Source organism: Runella sp. R5_40, from assembly GCF_057652295.1.
On sequence record NZ_JBYFCH010000003.1, the window covers coordinates 429529 to 449166 of the forward strand.

At 44.4% G+C, this 19638-nt stretch carries 15 protein-coding genes and 1 other RNA gene; 11 read left to right on the forward strand and 5 right to left on the reverse strand.

Going from position 1 to position 19638, the window contains the following annotated elements; translation table 11 throughout:
* Nucleotides 1-205 precede the first annotated feature (205 nt).
* The 4 genes from AC23N5_RS09105 to AC23N5_RS09120 form a co-directional block, all read right to left on the reverse strand.
* Nucleotides 206-1366, reverse strand: a complete 1161-nt coding sequence (locus AC23N5_RS09105; RefSeq protein ID WP_487755311.1) for a DGQHR domain-containing protein — start codon at nucleotides 1364-1366, stop codon at nucleotides 206-208.
* The gene (locus AC23N5_RS09110; RefSeq protein WP_487755312.1) at nucleotides 1356-2957 is read right to left on the reverse strand and encodes a hypothetical protein; all 1602 of its coding nucleotides are present in this window, start codon (nucleotides 2955-2957) and stop codon (nucleotides 1356-1358) included. Before AC23N5_RS09110 ends, AC23N5_RS09105 begins: the two co-directional genes overlap by 11 nt.
* Before the next feature lie 163 nt (nucleotides 2958-3120).
* Entirely contained in the window at nucleotides 3121-3276 is a 156-nt protein-coding gene (locus tag AC23N5_RS09115; RefSeq protein ID WP_487755313.1) for a single-stranded DNA-binding protein, read from the reverse strand.
* A gap of 125 nt (nucleotides 3277-3401) precedes the next feature.
* Entirely contained in the window at nucleotides 3402-3725 is a 324-nt protein-coding gene (locus AC23N5_RS09120) for a tyrosine-type recombinase/integrase (RefSeq protein WP_487755314.1), read from the reverse strand.
* A 603-nt stretch (nucleotides 3726-4328) separates the two neighbouring features.
* Here AC23N5_RS09120 and AC23N5_RS09125 point away from each other — a divergent pair.
* Nucleotides 4329-7811: a methylmalonyl-CoA mutase family protein gene (locus tag AC23N5_RS09125; protein ID WP_487755315.1), complete on the forward strand. Its 3483-nt coding sequence runs from the start codon at nucleotides 4329-4331 to the stop codon at nucleotides 7809-7811.
* Nucleotides 7812-7823: 12 nt separating this feature from the next.
* Here AC23N5_RS09125 and AC23N5_RS09130 read toward each other — a convergent pair whose 3' ends face one another.
* Nucleotides 7824-11351, reverse strand: coding sequence for a CotH kinase family protein (locus AC23N5_RS09130; protein WP_487755316.1), 3528 nt, complete (start codon nucleotides 11349-11351; stop codon nucleotides 7824-7826).
* Between the two features lie 120 nt (nucleotides 11352-11471).
* Between AC23N5_RS09130 and rbfA the strand changes: the two genes are divergently transcribed.
* The 10 genes from rbfA (at nucleotide 11472) to trmD (ending at nucleotide 19451) form a co-directional block, all read left to right on the forward strand.
* A complete protein-coding gene (gene rbfA / locus AC23N5_RS09135) occupies nucleotides 11472-11855 on the forward strand; it encodes a 30S ribosome-binding factor RbfA (RefSeq protein WP_183973609.1) in 384 nt (127 codons plus the stop codon).
* Nucleotides 11856-11924: 69 nt separating this feature from the next.
* A complete protein-coding gene (pheA, locus tag AC23N5_RS09140) occupies nucleotides 11925-12998 on the forward strand; it encodes a prephenate dehydratase (RefSeq protein WP_487755317.1) in 1074 nt (357 codons plus the stop codon).
* Between the two features lie 12 nt (nucleotides 12999-13010).
* Nucleotides 13011-13346, forward strand: a complete 336-nt coding sequence (locus AC23N5_RS09145) for a tRNA-binding protein (protein ID WP_487755318.1) — start codon at nucleotides 13011-13013, stop codon at nucleotides 13344-13346.
* A gap of 16 nt (nucleotides 13347-13362) precedes the next feature.
* Nucleotides 13363-13845, forward strand: coding sequence for a glycoside hydrolase family 20 zincin-like fold domain-containing protein (locus tag AC23N5_RS09150; protein WP_487755319.1), 483 nt, complete (start codon nucleotides 13363-13365; stop codon nucleotides 13843-13845).
* Between the two features lie 188 nt (nucleotides 13846-14033).
* Nucleotides 14034-15317 (forward strand): DUF4403 family protein, encoded by a 1284-nt coding sequence (locus AC23N5_RS09155; protein WP_229601319.1) that lies wholly within the window; start codon nucleotides 14034-14036, stop codon nucleotides 15315-15317.
* A gap of 95 nt (nucleotides 15318-15412) precedes the next feature.
* Nucleotides 15413-15819, forward strand: an RNA gene (gene rnpB, locus AC23N5_RS09160) — RNase P RNA component class A.
* Between the two features lie 52 nt (nucleotides 15820-15871).
* On the forward strand, nucleotides 15872-17440 hold the full coding sequence (locus AC23N5_RS09165) for an OmpA family protein (protein WP_487755320.1): 1569 nt from the start codon (nucleotides 15872-15874) through the stop codon (nucleotides 17438-17440).
* Between the two features lie 144 nt (nucleotides 17441-17584).
* Complete coding sequence (locus AC23N5_RS09170) at nucleotides 17585-18103, forward strand: 30S ribosomal protein S16 (protein WP_183973619.1); 519 nt, start codon at nucleotides 17585-17587, stop codon at nucleotides 18101-18103.
* Nucleotides 18104-18172: 69 nt separating this feature from the next.
* Entirely contained in the window at nucleotides 18173-18745 is a 573-nt protein-coding gene (gene rimM, locus AC23N5_RS09175) for a ribosome maturation factor RimM (protein WP_183973621.1), read from the forward strand.
* A 31-nt stretch (nucleotides 18746-18776) separates the two neighbouring features.
* Complete coding sequence (gene trmD, locus AC23N5_RS09180; protein WP_122931745.1) at nucleotides 18777-19451, forward strand: tRNA (guanosine(37)-N1)-methyltransferase TrmD; 675 nt, start codon at nucleotides 18777-18779, stop codon at nucleotides 19449-19451.
* Nucleotides 19452-19638: the final 187 nt, after the last annotated feature.

Below are 19638 nucleotides of genomic sequence, written 5' to 3' on the forward strand. Positions count from 1 at the left end.
TAAAAGCAAAAAGCAGGTCAAAAACCTGCTTTGAAAGTAGTGGCACCTTCGATGATAACTCCATAATAAAAGGAAAAGGGTTTGGTGAGCTCTCACCGCCAGGCTGGCCGCCCGCCCGAGTTTCGTTCAAGACTGGGCGTCCCCCATCGACTTCATGGCTTGGCCTTCGGCCACCACGAAAGCTTAGTTATTGGCCGCTGCCTTGTCAATAATTTGGTTTCTCAATTTCGTTTTTAATCATTTTTCTTATTCTGGAAAAACCAGATTCAGAACTGAGCCCAGAAAATGGTCCACCTTTTCTCCAGTCTCGTGACATTACCTTACTGTTTTGAATTAAGTCTTTAAAAGTTCTTTTTGATTGTTCGGTTATTCCCGACTGTCTTAAAATTTCACTATAAAGTACATTAATCACTTTAACTCCGAGTGTTTTTTGAATGTAGTACTCATTAGAATAAAATATTGTCTTGAGTTCACCGACTTCATTTTTCGCTATAGATTCTGAAAAGCATTCACTCCATTTTTTTCTGACAGTATTGTTCCATATGTCATCAATATCGGCTGCAATTTGTTGAGCCACTTCATCATAATAATTAATCAACTCAGCCTCATTCTTATTTCTTCTATCAGTAAATTTTGTTTCTAGGTAAACATTAACAATAGGCTCAATTGACTCTCTAAAAAGTGTAACACCAACAATTCCTAAAGAAATTTCTGAATGAATGTCGAACTTTATTGCGAAGCTCCACACCGACAAAGGAAAATTCTCTTTCAAATAGAATGCTGTCTTTGTAGCAATATGTTTAATAGGATTCGGTTCACTAATTCGATTTTCCTTAATTTCATAATCAAACCTTGCTAGTGTAGCCAAATCAGTACTAATTCTTTTGGCTGTAGAATTAATGTCAATAAATGCCTCTAATTCGACTGACTTATGGCCAGAAGGACTTAATAATATAACTGCATTAAGTAACAAATCATTTAGTGAAGGTTTTTCTTTTGCAGCCTCTCTAATTCCTTCGATACGATGTTGTCCATCAACAATGCGAAAGATCTTTTCATTAAAATTCAAATCAATTTCGATGTAGTCTCCACATGTATCGCTTTTAATCAGCTTTTCGATTTTTTCCTTATCAGTACCTAATATTATTGATGTTGGGAATTTGAAAGTTTCCAGATTTTTTAGAATGTAATTTTTTATTTTCAAATAATGTGTTCTATTGGGTTGCCTTTGATAACCATCTTCGTTTTGTTTATAAACAAGTACTTCACTCAAAGCCGAAACTGTCTTAAAAAGAAATACTCCAGAAATATATTCCTGGCCATTTTGCTTGTATCGTTGTATACGTATTGTAATATTATTGGACATTAAGTTTGGATTTTAAATTGTTAACTACACTTTCAGAAATCCCAATTGTAGGAATAGACTCTTTTACCGTTTCACCTTTTTTTTGATCTGCTCTTGTATTTCTCTCATTCTTTCGTTGATATTCTTTAAAATCGTACGCAATTGTATCCAAAGTGGAATTGATATTTCCTTCCAGTTGATTATATTTCTCTAATAAATCGTCTACTGCTTGTCCATCTTTATAACCTAGAGACTTAACGGCGTATACAACCTTAAAAGCTAATTTGAATCCTGAATAATCAACCCCATCATTAAAGTAAAAATCTTGTTTTTCTTGGAAAAACTCTTCAATCGTTCCTTCAGTCCTTGAGATATGAATCAATGTTTTTTCAGAAAGGAATAAATCATGAATTTCTAAATATTTACTGTATTCCGTTATCTTTTGAGAAAGATTTGTTGCATCACCTAATTCAGCTGCCTGTGCCGAGTTCTCTTTTTCAATTACATTGAAAATGTGAGCAGCTAATATATCTAGATATGTGTTCAGGTTTTCATCATAATTGGCCTGTGTTAATTCAAACTTTCCATTTTGGATAGACCAATTAAAATAGGCAGCTTCAATAATCATCAATTCAAATGATTTTCCACGAATTTTTACATATTGCTGAAGTCTCTCACTAGTGACTTGAAATTCTAGAAATGTACAATCAAGGTTTGTAATAGTTTTTGGATTATTAATCCCGTCCAAAGCCTTTTCTTTCACACTGTATAAAAAACTTGCAACTTTTCCAATCTCAAAGCTTATTCCGAGCTTCTGTTCTAAAACTGGATATAACTCATCATTTAATAGTTTTAAATTATTTAATTGCTCTAAATTCTCTTGGTACTGACTAGCTGAATTTCTTAACCCAAGTAATAGATCATCTATATCTTCAAGAAGTTTTCCAACATTGTTCATTGTTACTTGGGTAACATTTTTTATTGGAGTAACAGAATAGTCTTTATAAAAGATTGCATGATCCATATCTCCCCATGCTTCTTCGATTTTGCTTTTAATTTGTAACTCAAAACCGAAGTCACTTCGAAAGATTCCCTTTATTTTGAAAATAAAAAGCCCATTTTTCATTTTTTGGGGTTGAGCTTCTAAATCAATCTTATCAAGCACGACTTCGATTGCAGCTAGATCATCTACAAACGCTCTTAATAAAGCTAGGACTTTATTACAATCATTTCGCAACTCAGTCACAACCCTCACTCCAATAATGTCTGGCATTCTCTTGAGTTGTGAAAGAATAATTGGTTTTTTAGCTTGAACTTCTTTTGGGTCAATGATTTCTCCAATTTCTGTGATCCTAAATCCTTCATTCTTTCTAACTAGTTTCTCTTTAAGACTTAAAGATCCTTTAACCCTATATTTTAAGGAGTAATATTTAATTGGGTTGACATCGTTCTGAGTTTCTAAGTTGTAGTTAGAAGAATGTTGGTCTATTACCCTTTTAAGCCGTTTGACTAATTCTTTGGCTTCGTGGTCAAGAATGTCTATAACCTCATCTTCATATATTTTTACTACCCTTTCAAAAACATCAATATTTTTTTCAATAAAGTCAGGCACTTTGATAGTTTTAATTAGTGTGATTTATAATTGAAGTGTTTGCACTTGTTGTGGTCTTCTAAGGTTGCGGCCAACGATTGTATTTACGCCACTCCACCGTTTTCAAACGATTATAATCGTTTGTTGTCGGCTGTTATGGCGCCTATTTCCGATTTGTGCGTGGTCATTGTGGTTTGTCTAACATGATGATACTGTCGGCAATAATCTCAGTTACGTATCGCTTTTCGCCTGTTTTGTCCTCGTAAGACCGTGTTTTGAGCTTTCCTTCTACGTATATCAAACTTCCTTTCTGCAAATAAGTAGCTGCTAACTCGGTCAAACTTTGCCACCATTGTACCGCCTTCTAAAGCCTGTATCTCAGGGGTTTTAGTGTTACTTTTCGGGCCGCCGACGCGGTTAAGTCCACGCATATCACAATTGTTTCTCAAATAAAAAAACTTTTAATTAAATATCCAATTTATCCAAGTAAATTTTTATTTGGTCAAAACCTTTGGTTGTTATATGGGTGTAAATTTCGGTCGTTTTAGAGCTTTCGTGGCCCAGAAGACTCTGTATGTATCGCAAATCGGTGCCATTTTCGAGTAGGTGGTTCGCAAAGCTATGCCGTAAGGTGTGTACGCTTACGTCTTTTTTTATACCAGCTTTTTCTACTGCCGCCCTAAAGATATTTTGGATGCTACGCACAGAATATTTCTCGCCCGCAATTTGCCCTTCAAAGAGCCACTCTTGAGGGCGGTACTCCTTAAAATAACGTCGTAGTATATCCAAGGTTTTGGGCGAAAGTAAGGTGTATCGGTCAATAAAATACAACTTACGTTGGCCGCCCAATACCCGTTCGTAGTAAAATTTGATCGCATTGATGGCTAAAGAGTTTCATTTTGTACTCTTCGGGGTAGGTACGGTAGTTGGGGATGTCATAAGGGGGGACTTTTTTAGGCGTTTGGTATTGGTTTTTAGAACCAACACCTCGTTTTTGTCGAGTTTTGGGCTTAACGTAGTTAGGTTGGGGTTTATGTCGAGTTGTTCGTGGATGATTATTTCGGCAATTCGATTTCCAAAATAGCTTTGAATCATTTCTAAATTACCAGGATAATGTGGGACGTTCCAAAAGTAGCCTTCTTAGTATCTGCCTCATTTGTAGGCATTTTGATTAAAATCTTACGACCTACCACTTCCACATAAATTTTGGTTTTATCATACCATTTTTATGCGATTTTGGTTGCGGTTAATGATTTTTGATGGACGAATTTTCATACTTTGTAGCGTTTATATGTCATATTTGTTGGATAGGCGCCATAAGAGTAGATAGAAAATTATTTTTTTTCCAATTTCCGCTACCTTCGCTTTGTTATTATCGGTAAACGTCAGAACATGGAAAAAGTCACTCAATCCCCAATCTCACTCACGTATCCCATCAGAATCGTCACGGCGGCGAGCCTCTTTGATGGCCACGATGCCGCCATCAACATCATGCGCCGCCTCATGCAAGCCTCTGGGGCAGAAGTGATTCACTTGGGACATAATCGTTCGGTACAGGAGATTGTGGAGTGTGCCATCCAAGAAGACGCGCACGGCATCGCCATCACCAGCTACCAAGGGGGGCACGTGGAGTTTTTTAAGTACATGTACGACCTCCTGCAAGAACGAGGGGCAGGACATATCAAGATTTTTGGAGGTGGAGGGGGCACTATTTTGCCTTCCGAAATCGCCGAACTGCACGCCTACGGCATCACCCGCCTCTATTCGCCCGACGATGGCCGTGCTATGGGGTTACAGGGAATGATTGATGATTTGTTAAAGAACTGCGATTTTCCCTTGGTTGATAGTCCACAGTCCATAGCCCATGGAATAAAAATAACTGAAAACCAACAGATTGCCAGAGCTATTACTGAAGCCGAATATTCCCTCAATTCTTCCTTTTTTCTCACTCCAGACTCCTCGCTTCTGACTCCTGTTTTGGGTATCACTGGTACGGGAGGGGCAGGAAAATCGTCGTTGGTGGACGAACTCATCCGACGATTTTTGCTCGATTTTGAAGATAAAACCTTGGCCGTTATCTCCGTGGATCCCTCCAAACGCAAAACGGGCGGGGCTTTGCTCGGCGACCGCATTCGGATGAACTCCCTGCACCCCGACATCGCCAAAGGACGGGTCTATATGCGTTCGCTGGCTACGCGGCAGTCCAATTTGTCGCTGAGTCGGCACGTACAAGATGCCATTGATATTTGCAAAGCGGCTCATTTTGACCTAATTATCGTTGAAACGTCGGGCATTGGCCAATCCGATACCGAAATTACCGAACATTCCGACGTCTCGCTGTACGTGATGACGGCGGAGTACGGCGCGGCTACGCAGTTGGAAAAAATCGACATGCTCGATTTCGCCGACCTCATTGCCATCAATAAATTCGACAAACGTGGCTCGCTCGACGCCCTGCGCGACGTGCGCAAACAATACCGCCGCAATCATAACCTCTGGGATGTCCCCGACGACCAACTTCCCATCTTTGGTACCATGGCCAGTCAGTTCAACGACGAAGGCATGAACACGCTCTACGCCAAGGTGTTGGAGTTGCTGGAGAGCAAGGGGCAAGGAGCAAGGGGCGAAGGGCAAGGGGCAGAGGGTAGAGTGGAAAGTGCAAATGGGCAAGAGGCGAGTGGTAAAGGGCAATGGGTAAAGGGGGATAGAAAAAGCAAAAATTCGTCATTCGTCCCTCGTCCCTCGTCATTCGGCATCATTCCCTCTGACCGCGTGCGGTATTTGGCCGAAATTGTGGAAAATGCCCGCGCGTATGAGCAGTTTGTCAACGACCAATGCGCCATTGCGCGGCAGTTGTACCAGTTGGACGGTACGCTCAAAACGTTGTCAGCCTTGCCGAATTTTGGCAAAGTGGACGACCTCAAGGTCATCTATGGCGATTTGGAAGCTCGTTTGCATTATGACTGCAAACGCTTACTCGAACAGTGGCCCGAGACGGTGAAACAATACCGCGCTGAAAAGTACCAGTTCAAAGTCCGTGACCGTATCATCGAACAAGACCTTTGGTACGAAACCCTGTCGCACATCAAAATCCCCAAAATAGCGTTACCCAAGTACCACGATTGGGGCGATATTTTACGATGGTTGCTCACCGAAAACGTTCCTGGCGCTTACCCATATACGTCTGGTGTATTTCCGCTCAAACGCGAGGGCGAAGACCCAACGCGGATGTTTGCGGGGGAAGGTGGCCCCGAACGCACCAACCGCCGTTTTCACTACGTCTCCAAAGGAATGCCCGCCAAACGCCTTTCCACGGCTTTTGATTCGGTGACGCTCTACGGCGAAGACCCCGACTTACGCCCTGACATATACGGGAAGGTCGGAAACTCGGGCGTGAGTGTCTGTACCCTCGACGATGCCAAAAAACTATATAGCGGCTTTGACCTGTGTGACCCCAACACCTCGGTGTCCATGACCATCAACGGCCCCGCGCCCATTGTACTGGCGTTTTTCCTAAATGCGGCCATTGATCAGCAGTGTGAGAAGTACCTGCAAAACCCCACCCTCGGTCCCTCCCCTGTAGGGACCGAGGTAATAGGGGAACAAAAATCCCCCTCGCCTGAAAGGAGAGGGGCTAGGGGTGAGGTTGCCTACCAAGGTGAGGTTCCCGAAGGCAACAACGGCCTCGGGTTGGCGCTCCTCGGCACGACGGGCGACCAAGTGCTACCTGCCGATGTCTATCAAAGAATTAAAGCCGATACCCTGCGTCAAGTACGCGGAACGGTACAAGCTGACATTTTGAAAGAAGACCAAGCGCAGAACACTTGCATCTTTAGCACCGAGTTTGCGCTCAAACTGATGGGCGACATTCAGCAGTATTTTATTGAAAATCAAGTTCGAAATTTTTATTCGGTTTCGATTTCGGGTTACCACATTGCGGAGGCGGGCGCCAACCCTATTTCGCAGCTGGCGTTTACACTGTCCAACGGTTTTACCTTTGTGGAATACTACCTCAGTCGTGGTATGCACATCGACGATTTTGCGCCTAACTTGTCGTTTTTCTTCTCCAACGGAATGGACCCTGAATACACCGTTTTGGGGCGCGTAGCGCGGCGGATTTGGGCCAAAGCCATGAAAAACAAGTACAAAGGCAACGACCGTAGTCAAAAACTCAAGTACCACATTCAGACGTCGGGGCGGAGTTTGCACGCGCAAGAAATAGCTTTCAACGACATTCGAACGACCTTGCAGGCGTTGTTGGCGATTTATGACAACTGCAACTCGTTGCACACCAACGCCTACGACGAGGCCATCACGACCCCTACGGAAGAAAGCGTGCGTCGGGCGATGGCGATACAGTTGATTATCAACCGCGAGTTTGGGTTGACCAAAAACGAAAATCCATTGCAAGGAGCGTTTATTGTAGAAGAATTGACTGATTTGGTCGAGGAAGCCGTTTACCAAGAGTTTTTGAGCATCAACGAACGTGGGGGAGTGTTGGGGGCGATGGAACGCATGTACCAACGCAGCAAAATACAAGAGGAGTCGATGTACTACGAAATGCAGAAGCATACGGGGGCGTTGCCGATTATCGGGGTTAATACATTTTTGGACGAAAAAGGCTCTCCCACGACGCTCCCCGCTGAAGTCATCCGCTCGACCGACGACGAAAAACAATACGCCGTTGCGTCGAGAAAAGCGTTTCAGCAGCGCAACGAAGCCCAAGCCAAGGCCGCATTGGCGACGCTACAACAAGTGGCGCTGCAAGGCGGTAATTTGTTTGAATGCTTAATGGAGACGGTGAAAGTATGCACACTCGGCCAAATTTCGGCGGCCTTGTACCAAGTAGGAGGCCAGTACCGCCGAAATATGTGATGTTGGAACATATTAAAACTTCACCCCCGAAAACTTGCCGTTGTTTCGTCGCCAAATGGAGTTGTCGTTGGCGTTGATTTCACCGTCTAAGTTGAAGTCGCTGAGTTTGTAGAGCCCAAATTTGCCGTTTTCGTTCAGCCAAATTGAAGCATCGTTGGCATTCACTTCGGCAAAAGACGTTTTATAGGAATCGGCAGCAAAAAGACAGAAAACACTGCCAACTTGCAACTGCCCCGACGCGGGAAGCCCCGCAGGCACGTACGATTGGCGTTTGGTGAAGTCATAGCTAATTGTATTGTTTACGACGGCTACAGCATCGTGCGATACCGCTCCGATGTGGTTGCGGTGTTCGATGGCCACAAACAATGTTTGGGTAGGATTAACGACGGGGCAAGCCCCCGTGGTTTGTACAGTACCGTCTTTAAAAAGCAGCCCCGAGGTTTTAAAGATAGTCGAATTTGCTTCTTCGGGCGACGTCCGTAGCGAAACCAATACCCAGTCAACGACATCAGGAGAATAAATTTCAGAGCCTTCGCTGCCAGGATAATTCCAAGGCGCATTTTTGTAGGGCTGACCCGCAGCGGTTTTGGTTGCTAACGCATCCTTAGGCGTTTGCCCTGGCAATAATCCAAGTTGGTTGAGCTTGGTGTGCATGGTGGTTCCATTCATAGCACCTTCCAACAATACTTTGGTTTCGATACAAGCCGTCACTTGAGACGGTGGGCTTACCAGTACCGTAATCAACGAGCGGTCGCTTTCGCAGCCGTTTACGGTTTGGGATACATAATAAGATGTACTTCCTATGGAAGTCGTAGAAGGGGTGGGAGCCGTCAAATTGCCCGTTCCACCAGTGGATGAACTGTACCATTTTAAGGAGCTACCAGTGGCACTCAGGGCAGCGGGTGCTTGTCCTTGGGTATAACTGACTGAACCAGAAACCGTAGGCGGAACAGGTTTGGCTTTGATGGTGACGGGTATCATGGCACGGCTACTTTCGCACGAATTAACGGTCTGACTGACGTAATACGCAACCGTGCGCGCGGTGGCCGACGAAGGGCTAGGGGCAGTACTACTGGCCGTTCCGCCTACTGCAATGTCGTACCATTTTAGGTTTGAGCCAGTGGCGCTAAGTGGGTTGGTTGCATCTCCCTGACAATAGCTTGGTGGATTAACCACCTCTGGAAGGCTAGGTTTGCTGCGAATGGTCACCATCACTTGCGTACGGTTGCTTTCGCATCCGCTGATGGTTTGTGAAACAAAATAGCTCAAAATGTTGGGACTAGCAGTGGAGGGTGTGGGGGCCGTGGTGCTGCTTTCACCTCCCGTTGAAGAAGTGTACCACAACAAATCATTTCCAACCGCCGTGAGAGGCGATGCCGTTTGGCCTTGACAATACTCAACGTTAGACGCGCTAGGAGCAGTGGTTTTGGTGCCTACATTGACCTTGATTTCGGCGCGATTGCTCTCGCAACCATTGAGGGTTTGGCTGACAAAATAGGAGGTAGTGCCAACGGTACTTGTCGATGGAATCGGAGCCCCTGAGGAGCCAGTACCTCCAATAAGATTGTTGTACCACAACAATGCCGTTCCGCTCGCCGAAAGTTGCAGTGCCGTCTGGCCTTGGCAGTAATTGAGACTGGCTACCGTGTGCGGAATATCTGGTCGGTTTTTGACATTTACGTTGATTTGAGTACGACTGCTTTCGCAGCCATTCACGGTTTGTGAAACAAAATAGCTGGTCAACGTAGCGGCGGAAGTTGAAGGGGTAGGGGCATTGGTTACGCCTGTTCCTCCAAAAGGTGCCGTGTACCATTTTAGGTTTGAGCCATTAGCCGTAAGGGCTGATGCCGTTTGGCCTTGGCAGTATTCGATGGACGTGGTAGCCGTAGGTGCTGTGGCTTGGCTCGCCACTATTACGTCGATTTGCGCCCGTGTACTTTCACAATTATTGATGGTTTGGGTAACGTAGTACGACGTTGTGCCCGCGCTGCTCGTCGCTGGGGTAGGAGCGGAGGTGTTGCCAGTGCCGCCCGTTGCTTGGGTGTACCATTTTAGGCTTACGCCACCTGCGGAAAGGGCAGAAGCGGTTTGCCCAATACAATAATTGACAGGTGAAGTCACGGTTGGTTTTGTCACCGAGGCACAATCGGCGGGTTCGTTGGCCAAGGCACCCACGCGTGGGATGTTGGCATCGAGCCAGCTGAGGCGTTGTTCTGTCCAGTTTTTAAACCAATCAATTTCTTCTTGGTAGGTATTTCCCCAGTAGTAATTGGGCCAAATCCATTCGCCCAACAGTGGCCAACGCTGAAAATTACGCACTTGAGACTCGCCAAGGAGCGCCACGTTTTGGTTCACAAAGCTGCTAATGTTGCTGTTGGTCCATTGATTTTGTCGAAGTTGCTGCCAGCGTTCACGGACTTTGAGGCAAAACTCACGGTCTTGAAGCAAACGTGCCCACCAAGTAGGAGTTTGCTTGTCGTCTTGGGGACAAAACTCTCGCACAAAATCATACGCCCAGTGATTGGTTTCCCAGCCTTTGCAATAATTAGCGTTGCCGTATGAGTGGTCATAATCCCAAGCTGGCCCCATCTTAATTTTAGAATCGCGGCTATCGCGGTCTTTGTAGAAAAAAACACTTAGGCGGTAAGCATCAATGTTGTAGGTGAGTTCGGTAAGCAAAAAATAATCTACAAAGGTGTTGACGTCAATGTACTTGGCATATCCATTGGTCGGGTCTTTAAAATTGGGGCCGTTGAGGGTATGCTCAAAATTGGTAAAGTGGTTTTTGATGTATTCAAATTGCGCGGTGGTAATATCATCTTTCTTGGGGTATTCAAGCATGATGTTGATTTCCATCAGGTTGTTGGCAGGATAAGGCGATTTCCAGTAAGCGTCGGCACTGCCCGTATTTTTATCTACTTTCAGGATGTAGCCTCCCGTAAGGGCATCGCCCGAATTATCAGCGGGTTTGAGTGAGGCAATGTTGACCCGATTCGCATCCCTTTTTATTTTTTCCATCAATATATAAACGCCTTTATAATCGCCATCAACCACCAACTCAACAAACTTGGTACGCGTAGCATACATCCCCATTTGGTTCGACAAGTGGTACGTCAGTACGTCGCGCATGAGGGTTTTGTCGGTGTAGCTGGCATTCAGAATCCAGTCGCTTTCTTTGGGCATTCCCAACAAAGAAACCTTGAGGTCGTCGCCTGTTTCGGTACGGGTTTCAAAACCGTAGGGTTTTTTGGGAAAAAATTGGGAAGATGAGCCACGGTGCTCAATCCCTACCGTTCCGTTGAAATTATTGAAAGGGTCGGGTTGGTTATTATTGGCAGGGTTTCGGTAATAATTTCGATTCCCTGGCCCATTGTCAATAATGCCCATTTTGACGTTTACCTTGGGGTTATCGGCAATCGTTTGCCCTTCGGTCGAAACAACAATAATGGGGAGATTGGAAGATGTAAATGTTTGACCAAAGATATTGGAAAATGAGCCAATTATCAGAAAAAGTATTCCAAATGTGTAGAATTTAGGCATGGTCGCTGAGTGATCTGATTTGCTATTTTAGCTCTTGAACAAAAACCGTACCACTTTCGCGTTTTAGAATTTTGTACCTTTGCAAAAAAGATGGAAAGTACGTTCCATCGACCTATATGTATGGAATCGAAAAGACAACAAAAAGTGGCGCGTCAAATCCAAAAAGATTTGAGCGATATATTTCAAAAAGAAGGCCGTTCGTGGTTTGACAATGCCTTTATTACAGTGACCGTCGTGCGTATGTCGCCTGATTTGAGCGTTGCAAGGGTGTATTTGAGTTTTTTGGCTGCCAAAAACAAAGGATTATTGCTCGAACAAATCCAAGAACGCCACAAATCCATTCGTCAGTTGTTAGGAACGAAAATTCGTCACCAACTCCGCATTGTACCTGAGTTACACTATTACCTGGATGACACTGCCGAGTATGCCGCCAAGATGGACTCACTCTTTGCGGGACTGACCATTCCACCGCCTGTTGATGGCGAAACTCCCGACAACGAATAATATACTATTTGTGTTGGCCGCTCTTCACTGACCACTAACCGCTGTTTTGTTTTTTAACCCAACCAAAAAATGACTTTAGAAGACATCCGTCGAGAAATTGATGCCATTGATGATCAATTACTTATTCTCCTCAATCAACGAATGCAGTGGGTGCATAAGGTAGGAGAATTAAAACGAGCTACTAAGACGGTGATTTATCGCCCCGAACGCGAAAAATCAATTTTGGATAGGCTTAACAAACAAAACAAAGGGATGCTGACGCCCGAGGCAATCGAGGCGATTTATCTGGAGATTTTTGCTACGGCTAGAAATATTGAATTGCCCGAACGTATTGCTTATTTGGGACCCGAAGGAAGCTTTACCCACCAAGCGGCCGAAAGTCGTTTTGGCGGAATGAGTGAGTACATGACCCTTCCAACGATTAAATCGGTGTTTGAGGCTGTGGATACAGGGCGGGCAAAGTTTGGGGTAATTCCCATCGAAAATAACCAAGAAGGGATTGTTTATGAGACGGTTGACTTATTAAACGAAACCAATATTAGTATTGCTGCCGAGCTCAAAATTCCTGTGCATTTTGCCCTTGCCACAGAATGTGAAAACCCTTCTAAAATCAAGCGTATTTACTCAAAAGACATTGCTTTTCGTCAGTGTCGTGGGTTTTTAAACAAGTATTTTGAACAAACCCAGCCCGAAGAAATTCAGGTAGAATCGACATCGAAAGCGGCTAAATTGGCTTCCGAAGACCCCGAAAGCGCGGCCATTTGCTCCGTGATTGCGGCACGTTTGTTTAGCTTACCTGTGCTTTTTGATAACATCGAAGATAACAGCAACAACCGCACTCGCTTTTTTATTTTGGCCAAAGATTTTATCAATCAGCCGAGCGAAAATGATAAAACGACGCTGATTGCGCGTTTGCCTGACACCGAGAAGCCAGGGATTTTAGCAGGCTTTCTTCAAGATTTTAAACGAGCTAATATCAACTTGACCAAAATTGAAAGTCGCCCTTATAAAGGAAGCGAGGATTTTAATTTTTGGTTTTTTATTGAATTAGAGGGGTACTTCAAGGACGAGAATGTGCAGAAAGTGTTTAAAAAACACCGCAGCTATATCAAATTGCTTGGTAGCTACGTTAAGAACACGTAAAAAACAGCGACAATGGATATTTCGTGGCAAGACTTTGAAAAAGTAGAACTTCGCGCAGGAACAATTGTGCAGGTGGAAGACTTTCAAAAAGCGCGGAAACCAGCCTATAAAATTTGGGTTGATTTAGGAGCCGAAATTGGGATAAAACGCAGTTCGGCGCAGGTAACGAAGCTTTATACAAAAGAAGAACTGCTAGGTCGCCAAGTGATTTGTGTGACCAACTTTCCCCCAAAACAAGTGGCCGATTTTATGTCGGAAGTACTCGTGACGGGATTTGTGCTGCCCGATGGCGAAGTGGTGCTGTCTCAGCCCGAGCGCCCCGTCCCCAATGGAGCCCGTTTGGCCTAATTCAAGAACGAAAAAGGTGAAAAAAGTTTGCTTGTATCTGTGGTTAAGCGTAGCAAGTTGGGGGGCAGCCTTGGCGCAGTCAACCTACCCGATTGTTCCCAAACCAGCGCATTTAGTGCCTAAAAATGGCCATTTTATTTTCCCCAAAACTTTGCTGATTGCCGTCACTAGCACCGACCCGTACTTGCGCCACTTCGCAGAAGAGTTTGCGCAAACCATTGGGCTGGTGTCGGGGCATGATACGCGCGTATTTGCGGGCAATTTTCGCGTCAAAGAAGGCATCAATCTTGTGCCAGGCAAAGACCTGAAATTAGGTCATAAAGGCTACTTTTTGGATATTTCACCCCAGCGTATCGTCATCACAGCCGAGCAGCCGCAAGGATTTGCTGCGGGTATCCACGCCCTGAAACAACTGATGCCACAGGCCATTATGGGAGTTCAGCGCGTACAAGGAGTTGACTGGAAAATACCCTGTTGTTACATCGAAGACCAACCTTAATTTAACCCAAATAACGCGTGCTTTTGCACCTAACTGCCATGCTACAAAAACAGCCATTTGTTATTTGTTTTCACTTTTCAAAGTCGTTGCTTCTTTTACCTTTAGTTTGTTTTTTAGTACTGACGGGTTGCCAGCCATCCACCACCACGCAGCCCAAAGCACCTACTGAATCGTATAAACACACGAACATGGATATTCAGAGTGAAAAACATAGATCGACGGTTCACGTTCCCATCGAATTGTCGATTGCCGAACTGACGCGCCACCTCAATACACAAGTGCAAGGTTTGATTTATGAAGATAACGACCGCCAAGAAGGGTTTAAAATAAAAGTGTGGAAACGGGCGCTCATCGTAGCGGAAGCCCGCGATTCGCTATTGTACTATACTGTTCCGCTGAAAATTTGGGGAGAAAAATCGTACCAAGTTTTAGGAATTACGGGTGCACAAGCGACCGAATTTCAAATCAATCTCAAATTTATGACGCGTTTTGGCGTTGACCCCGACTGGAAAGTACGTTCTCAGACGGTATCTGCGGGGTTTGATTGGGTGACCAAGCCAAGCATCAAAGTAGCCAACATCGAAATCCCAATTACGGGCATCATCAGCCGTAAAATTTCCGAAAACCTTGAGACATTTTCCAAGGCCATTGATAAAAACATCCAAGAGAGCATCGAAGTAAAACCATACGTAGTGCAGGCATGGAACCTCATCAGAGAGCCGCGCCAATTGTCGGAAGAATACCGTACTTGGCTGGTTGTTACTCCGACGGACATTTTAATGACACCGTTTCAAGTTGATAAAGGAAAAATTAGCACAAGTATCGGCATCAGAGGCTTTACCCAAACCCTCACGGGAGAAAAGCCAACCATCAAACCTGCAACCGAAATTCCTAATTTGATGATTGTGAAAGATATTCCCAAAGGCTTTCAGATTGGCTTAATTGGGGTGGTACCTTACGAAGAAGCGTCGAAGCTGGCAGCCACGCAATTTGTAGGAAAACGGTTTGATTTTAAAGAAGGAAAATACAAAATTGAGGTGACGAGTGTTGACATTTATGGTCAGAACGATAAGCTGATTATCAAATCGGGGGTGAAAGGAAGTATCAATGGCGTCATTTATTTAAAAGGGATTCCGCATTATGATGCAGCGTCACGAACGTTATCGTTAAAAAATGTTGATTATGATTTAGACACCAAGAATGTGTTATTGAAAACGGCCAACTGGCTCTTACAAGGAAAATTTGCCAAACAGATAGAACAGCAGTTTGTGTTTTCGGTAGGTGATCAGGTGGATGAAGCGCAAAAAGCTATTCGCCAACAGCTTACCAATCGGAAAGTGGCCAAAGGAGTTGCATTTGGAGGGCGATTAGACCGTCTCGACCCTGATCAAGTCTATCTAACACCGACCTCTTTGGTAGCATTAATTGTGGCAAAAGGACAGATTGACGTCAAAATAGACGGCTTATTGTAGGGTAAAAAGCGCCCCTATTCATGGTATTTACGATTTTTTTCTTTTTATTTGATTTTTAAAGAGGCGAACTCTTTATAGCTTTGTACCCGATAGCGTTATCGAGGCCGTCTTATCGTTCTGCTCTCGCTTAGGTTGAAAGCAGGAAGGAAAGTCCGGACAGCGCAGAGTACCGTACTTCCTAACGGGAAGGCAAATAGTTGGCGACGGCTATTTGACAGCAAGTGCAACAGAAAATAAACTACCGTTTCTGAATAAGAAATGGAAAAGGTGAAAAGGTGGAGTAAAAGCCCACCGCTCGGCTGGCGACAGACGGGGCACGGTAAACCTTACGGGCTGAAAGACCAAATAAGTGTCGATTTTAGAGCTACTCGTTCTAATTCTCTTCGGAGGTGTCGGCATGGGTAGGTTGATAGATTTCAACGGCAACGTTGAAGCCAGATAAATGATAAGATTGTCAAGTTAAATTGATAAACAGAATCCGGCTTATAGGCCCGATTACGCTATTAAAAAAAAGTTTTGTAATACTATTTTGCAGTAAACAACACTCATTGCCCATGAAAAAAATTAATTTACTGTCCACTCTATTTTTGTTATCGTTGGCTGTAGCAAAGACCAATGCGCAGTCGCCTAGCCCTAAAAGCGCGGGCTACGAAGGTCCAAACAAGTTAAATACATGGGCACTTACAATTACCCCGGCTCTTACCCAATTTTATGGGGATCTTCGTCAGTATGATTTTAAACTCGGCCCCGAAGAACATTTGACGGGTGGCCTTGGGCTTGCACTCCACAAGCAAGTAACGCCTATTTTTGGCGCTAGTCTCAATTTTTGGACTGGCAACCTGAATGGTTCAAAAGAGCGTATTTACAATGCCCATTTTGAAAGCAAAGGGTTTTTACAAACCACAATCAACGCCCACGCAAACCTCAAGCCGATTTTGTTTGGATACAATAAGCTGAAACGCTGGAAGTGGGATGTGTATGCTGGGTATGGCTACATGTGGTTCAACTCGCGGGTGTATCGCTTAGGTACTGGCAAATCCGTTGAATTGATTCGTACCAATACCAACCGAAGCTCTAAAACAGCAGGTGAGTGGGAACGCGACGGTTCGACTTATACCCGTGAAATTGTTTTCCCAATCGGTTCGGCCATTCATTTTGAAGCATCTCCTCGAATCGACATTGGGTTGGACTTTACCCTCAATCACGTAAATACGGAGAAATTAGACGTAACTTACGGTGGCGGTGGTTCAGAGCAATATCCTCGTCAAGATATTTGGTTGTTTAGAAAAGGCGACTCAAAATTAGACAAGTGGGGAAGCGTTGGCCTCTCTCTAACGTATAAAATAGGCAAGAATGCTGTGATGGCGAAAAAAGATGCCAAAGGAAACTGGGTGCATGACCCTGCCAAAGGCCGCTACCACTTGCGTTATACGAATCCAATGGATTTGATTGCGCCGCCGTATAATCCTACCATGAACGATGCGGACTCGATTGCTAAAGCGAATATGCCTAAGCCAGTTGATCCACGCTTGTTTACCGATACAGATGGTGATGGTGTCGCTGACTTGTTTGATAAAGAACCGAATACGCCAGCCAACAGCATCGTGTCTGGAGGTGGGGTTGCGATGGATTTGGAAAAATACGTGAAAGACATCATTGCGAAAAATTTGCCTAAAGAAGAGTGCGAGGCGATGTTTGGTAATATTGAGTTTGATACTGATAAAGCCATCATCAAAGACCCTTCTCAGCAAATCTTGAAGCAAGTGATTGACCTCTTGAACGTGCGTCCAAACTGCCGCGCGGTGATTGTAGGCCATACCGATGCCCGTGCGTCTGATAATTATAACATTCAGTTGTCGAAGCGCCGGGTGGAAGCTGCTAAACGTTATTTGATTCGTAACGGTATGCAAGACCCAAGCCGCGTATTGGTAGAATACTACGGAGAGTTACGCCCAGTGTCAGATAATAAGTCAGTGGAAGGAATGAGCCGTAACCGTCGGGTAGAGATTCGTATTTTGCCAATGAACTCCATTCGTTCTTCTTATCCTGCAGGTTTCCGTACGGGTAAAAAGAAAGATCAAGAGCCTGGTAAAGTAGCCAAAGAGCCTAGAAAGAAGAAATAATCGGTAACGATTCTTATAAAAATAACGGATGGGCATTGTTTCAAAAGCAATGCCCATTTTGTTTTTTAAGGAAAATCGCATACTTTTGCGCCCACGTTACACACGAAGGACGTGTTCCTTCATATAGTAAACTGAACAAAAACAATGGTAAGAATTCGTTTAGCGCGTCGCGGACGCAAAAAAGGAGCAATGTACGACATCGTCGTAGCAGATGCTAAAGCACCACGTGATGGTCGTTTCATTGAAAAATTGGGTACGTACAACCCAATTGCTAACCCTGCAAAAGTTGTTTTGAACGTTGATAAGGCGGTAAAATGGCTTTTAAACGGTGCACAACCTACAGATACAACTCGCGCGCTTTTGAGCCACGAAGGTGTAATGTTGCGTAAGCACTTGCAAGTAGGGGTAAGAAAAGGGGCAATCACTCAAGAAGTTGCTGATGCTCGTTTTGAAGCTTGGAAACAAGAAAAAGCTTCACGTAATGATGCCAAATCTGACGGCTTGACTCAAAAACAAGCAGACGAGAAATTGGCAAAACTAGATGCAGAACGCAAAGTGAATGAAGCACGTGCGGCCGCTATTGCAAAGAAAAATGCAGTGGCAGTAGCAGAAGTTGAGGCAGCAGCCGAAGAGGCAGCCCCAGCCGAAGGAGCAGCTGAATAATTTTCTCTTTTTACAAATGGTATGGGTCTATTCGTTTAGCCCCATACCATTTTTTGTTTTTTAGACATCATGCAGCACAACGATTGTTTTCAACTAGGGCACGTCACTCGTACCCATGGGACGAAGGGAGAGGTGGTTATCTTCTTAGACGTTGACTTTCCTGACGACTACGAGCAGATGGAGTCTGTCTTTGTCGAAATAAAAGGACAGTTAATTCCTTACTTTATCCAACAAATCAACATTCAACGGGGAAATAAAGCCATCGTGAAGTTTGAAGATATTCATTCCATCGAACAGGCTACTCCGCTGATTAATTGCCCACTATTCTTGCCAGAAGATACCCTCGATGAGCTGGATGGGTCGAAGTTTTACTACCACGAAATTGTTGGTTTTAGAATTATAGACGCTACTTTGGGCGCCTTAGGCTTGGTGACAACTGTCTATACCATGGCTACCCAAGACCTGATTGCGATGGAGTATCAGGGACAAGAAGTGCTCATCCCCGTCAATGATGACATTATCAAAGGCGTAAATCGCCAAGAAAAAGTGATGAATGTGAGCCTTCCCGAGGGGTTGGTGGATGTTTATACCGAAGGAACGAACGCCGTCGCTGATGACGATGATAGTGAAATAGAAGATTAGTCGCCTACTAAAAGTTGTAAGAAATATACCTATGCGCATTGACATCATCACTTGTTTGCCTCGTTTGTTAGACAGTTTTTTTGAACACTCTATTTTGAAACGTGCCCAAGAGGGTGGGCATGTAGAGGTGGTTGTGCATGACCTGCGCGACTATAGTCTTAACAAACAACGCCAAGTGGATGATTATGCGTTTGGAGGTGGTGCTGGAATGGTGCTCACCATCGAGCCCATTGCGCGCTGTATTCGAAAACTTCAGAGCGAACGCACCTATGATGAGGTGATTTACGTAACGCCCGATGGCGAGCGCCTCAACCAAAAAACATCCAACCGCCTGTCGCTCACCGAAAATCTAATCATTCTTTGTGGGCACTACAAAGGGGTAGATGAGCGGGTGAGAACGCATTTTATTACCAAAGAAATTAGCATTGGAGATTATGTACTGTCGGGTGGCGAGTTGGCTGCCTGTGTCATTGCTGATTCAATTATTCGCCTTATTCCAGGGGTTTTAAACGACGAAACCTCCGCCCTTACCGATTCTTTTCAAGATAATTTATTGGCGCCCCCTGTTTATACGCGCCCTGCCGATTTTGAAGGCTGGAAAGTTCCCGATATTCTACTTTCGGGCCACGAAGCCAAAATCTCTGATTGGCGCTTTCAGCAATCGTTGGAACGTACTCAAGCGCGGCGCCCCGACCTTCTGCCTTAAATAAATGGCACAAAATTTGTGGACTGTACCTGTACATTCTATTTTGATACTTATACTTTTGGTGAAAATAAAGTATAATATATAACTTCTTGTATTTGAGGGTGTTGTCGCTGTCTTTCTCTTTTTGGTATAGTTTTTGTCCTAAAAATAGGGACGTTAAAGTGGTATAATGCCACCTGAAAGAAAA

Coding starts and splice junctions, on each gene's coding strand:
- AC23N5_RS09105 (WP_487755311.1), bottom strand. CDS start 1,366: ATGTCCAATAATATTACAATACGTATACAACGATACAAGCAAAATGGC.
- AC23N5_RS09125 (WP_487755315.1), top strand. CDS start 4,329: ATGGAAAAAGTCACTCAATCCCCAATCTCACTCACGTATCCCATCAGA.
- AC23N5_RS09130 (WP_487755316.1), bottom strand. CDS start 11,351: ATGCCTAAATTCTACACATTTGGAATACTTTTTCTGATAATTGGCTCA.
- rbfA (WP_183973609.1), top strand. CDS start 11,472: ATGGAATCGAAAAGACAACAAAAAGTGGCGCGTCAAATCCAAAAAGAT.
- pheA (WP_487755317.1), top strand. CDS start 11,925: ATGACTTTAGAAGACATCCGTCGAGAAATTGATGCCATTGATGATCAA.
- AC23N5_RS09145 (WP_487755318.1), top strand. CDS start 13,011: ATGGATATTTCGTGGCAAGACTTTGAAAAAGTAGAACTTCGCGCAGGA.
- AC23N5_RS09155 (WP_229601319.1), top strand. CDS start 14,034: ATGGATATTCAGAGTGAAAAACATAGATCGACGGTTCACGTTCCCATC.
- AC23N5_RS09165 (WP_487755320.1), top strand. CDS start 15,872: ATGAAAAAAATTAATTTACTGTCCACTCTATTTTTGTTATCGTTGGCT.
- AC23N5_RS09170 (WP_183973619.1), top strand. CDS start 17,585: ATGGTAAGAATTCGTTTAGCGCGTCGCGGACGCAAAAAAGGAGCAATG.
- rimM (WP_183973621.1), top strand. CDS start 18,173: ATGCAGCACAACGATTGTTTTCAACTAGGGCACGTCACTCGTACCCAT.
- trmD (WP_122931745.1), top strand. CDS start 18,777: ATGCGCATTGACATCATCACTTGTTTGCCTCGTTTGTTAGACAGTTTT.